The 3,295-nt window shown below is 46.5% G+C and carries 2 rRNA genes; both read right to left on the minus strand.

The window, feature by feature from the left end:
- Positions 1 to 4 precede the first annotated feature (4 nt).
- Positions 5 to 115, minus strand: a 5S ribosomal RNA gene (gene rrf / locus I7X29_RS15110).
- A 180-nt stretch (positions 116 to 295) separates the two neighbouring features.
- Positions 296 to 3,141: ribosomal RNA gene (locus I7X29_RS15115) — 23S ribosomal RNA — on the minus strand.
- Positions 3,142 to 3,295 lie beyond the last annotated feature (154 nt).

A 3,295-nucleotide genomic window follows, 5' to 3' on the forward strand; every position in this document is an offset into this window, starting at 1 on the left:
TATAAGAAGGCGGCGACATACTCTCCCACAACAAGTGTAGTACCATCTGCGCTAAAAGGTTTAACTGCTCTGTTCGGAATGGTAAGAGGTGAGACCTTTGACTATAACCACCTTAAACTTTTTAGGTGTCAGGGGTTAGGTTTCAGGGTAATTTCCTGATGCCTATAACCTAATACCTGTAACCTTATATTTTTAACATATAGGGATAAAAAACATATTTTTTCAATTAACAATTGACAATTAATAATTAACAATTGTTCTAACTAACGAACGTTTCAGTAAAAAAAGAATGCTGCGCGAAAAGTCTACGGGTGATTAGTATTACTCGGCTATGATGTTACCACCGTTACACCTGTAACCTATCAACGTGGTCATCTCCCACGACCCTTAAAAGAAATCTCATCTTGTGGCGGGTTTCGTACTTATATGCCTTCAGCACTTATCCCATCCGCACTTAGCTACTCTGCTATGCCCTTGGCAAGACAACAGATACACCAGTGGTGCGTCCAACTCGGTCCTCTCGTACTAGAGTCAGATCCACGCAAATTTCTAACGCCCACAGTAGATAGAGACCGAACTGTCTCACGACGTTCTGAACCCAGCTCGCGTGCCACTTTAATGGGCGAACAGCCCAACCCTTGGGACCTTCTCCAGCCCCAGGATGTGACGAGCCGACATCGAGGTGCCAAACCCCCCCGTCGATGTGAGCTCTTGGGGGAGATCAGCCTGTTATCCCCGGCGTACCTTTTATCCTTTGAGCGATGGCCCTTCCATACGGAACCACCGGATCACTATGCTCTACTTTCGTACCTGATCGACTTGTGGGTCTCTCAGTCAAGCTCCCTTATGCCATTGCACTCTTCGCACGGTTACCAAGCGTGCTGAGGGAACCTTTAGAAGCCTCCGTTACTCTTTTGGAGGCGACCACCCCAGTCAAACTACCCTCCACGAATTGTCCCCTGCTCTTAGCAGGGTTAGACCTCAGATAAGCAAAGGGTGGTATTTCAACAATGACTCCACAACTACCGGAATAGCCGCTTCTTAGTCTCCCACCTATCCTACGCATCACTTATCCAAGACCAATACGAAGATATAGTAAAGGTGCACAGGGTCTTTTCGTCCCACTGCGGGTAATCGGCATCTTCACCGATACTACAATTTCACCGAGCTCATGGCCGAGACAGTGTCCAAATCGTTACACCATTCGTGCAGGTCGGAACTTACCCGACAAGGAATTTCGCTACCTTAGGACCGTTATAGTTACGGCCGCCGTTTACTGGGGCTTCAATTCAAACCTTCGTGTTGCCACTAAGCTCTCCTCTTAACCTTCCAGCACCGGGCAGGTGTCAGACCCTATACCTCATCTTTCGATTTTGCAGAGTCCTGTGTTTTTGATAAACAGTCGCTTGGACCTTTTCACTGCGGCCTATCGCTTGATAGGCGACCTTTCTCCCGAAGTTACAGGTCTATTTTGCCTAGTTCCTTAGCCATGAATCTCTCGAGCGCCTTAGAATTCTCATCCCAATCACCTGTGTCGGTTTACGGTACGGGCATTAATCTTCGCTTTTCTTGGAAACGTTGTCACCACTCTATCACCTCGGCCGAAGCTTCAGTGTACTATCAAAGCTATAACTGCTCCTTTAACGTACTATTCCGTCAGTACGCGGTAGTTATCTCGTTCCGTCACTTTTATTAGATTAATGGTACAGGAATATTAACCTGTTGTACATCCACTTCCCCTTCTCGGGTGCGCGTTAGTCCCCGACTAACCCTCAGCTGATTAGCATAGCTGAGGAAACCTTGATCTTTCGGCGGGCAGGTTTCTCGCCTGCCTTATCGTTACTTATGCCTACATTTTCTTTTCTATCAGCTCCACTATGGCTCACGCCTTTAGCTTCCACGCCTATAGAATGCTCCCCTACCGGTATATTACTTAGTAATAACCCCATAGCTTCGGTAATATGCTTATGCCCGTTTATTATCCATGCCCAACCGCTCGACTAGTGAGCTGTTACGCACTCTTTAAATGTATGGCTGCTTCCAAGCCAACATCCTAGCTGTCAGTGCAGTCAGACCGCGTTTGGTCAACTTAGCATATATTTGGGGACCTTAGCTGATGGTCCGGGTTCTTTCCCTTTAGGATATGGACCTTAGCACCCATACCCTCACTGCTGATGAGCATTTAATAGCATTCGGAGTTTGTCAGGAATTGGTAGGCGATGAAACCCCCGCATCCAATCAGTAGCTCTACCTCTATTAAACTCACTTCAACGCTGCACCTAAATGCATTTCGGGGAGTACGAGCTATTTCCCAGTTTGATTGGCCTTTCACCCCTACCCTCAGGTCATCCGAAGTCTTTTCAACGACAACCAGTTCGGTCCTCCACGCTGTGTTACCAGCGCTTCAACCTGCCCAAGGGTAGATCACCAGGTTTCGCGTCTACTACTACCAACTATTTGCGCCCTTTTCAGACTCTCTTTCGATGCGGATTCGTATCTGAAATACTTATCCTCGCTGGTAACAGTAACTCGTAGGCTCATTATGCAAAAGGCACGCTGTCACAGCCGTAGCTGCTCCAACCGCTTGTAAGCGTATGGTTTCAGGGGCTATTTCACTCCGTTATTCACGGTTCTTTTCACCTTTCCCTCACGGTACTAGTTCACTATCGGTCTCTCAGGAGTATTTAGCCTTACCGGATGGTCCCGGCAGATTCAGTCAAGGTTCCACGTGCCCCGACCTACTCAGGATTCCCTTAAGGTTTATATCGCTGTGCCTATACGAGACTTTCACTCTCTATGGTGTGTCTTTCCAAACACTTCTAATCCAGCTCTACAACCTATATTAGGGTCCTACTACCCCCGCATTGCCGTAACAATACGGGTTTGGGCTGTTCCCATTTCGCTCGCCACTACTTTGGGAATCACTTTTGTTTTCTTCTCCTCCGCCTACTAAGATGTTTCAGTTCAGCGGGTTTGCTCACCTTTACGGTGTAGTACATCTTCAATGTACTGGGTTGCCCCATTCGGATATTTGCGTATCATCTCGTATGTGCCAATCCACGCAACTTTTCGCAGCTTATCACGTCCTTCTTCGCCTCTGAGAGCCTAGGCATCCCCCATACGCTCTTACATAACTTTTCGCGCTTGTAGTTTTATTCAATTAACAATTATCAATTATCAATTAAATAAATACCTCGTTCTCTTTGATTCTTTTTAATATTTTTCGTTAGATTATCAATAATCTATTATTGATCTCTTATGCTTTTTATCCCAATATGTCAATGTACGGTTCCTC

The organism is Capnocytophaga periodontitidis (assembly GCF_016126015.1).
Taxonomy (GTDB): Bacteria; Bacteroidota; Bacteroidia; order Flavobacteriales; family Flavobacteriaceae; genus Capnocytophaga; species Capnocytophaga periodontitidis.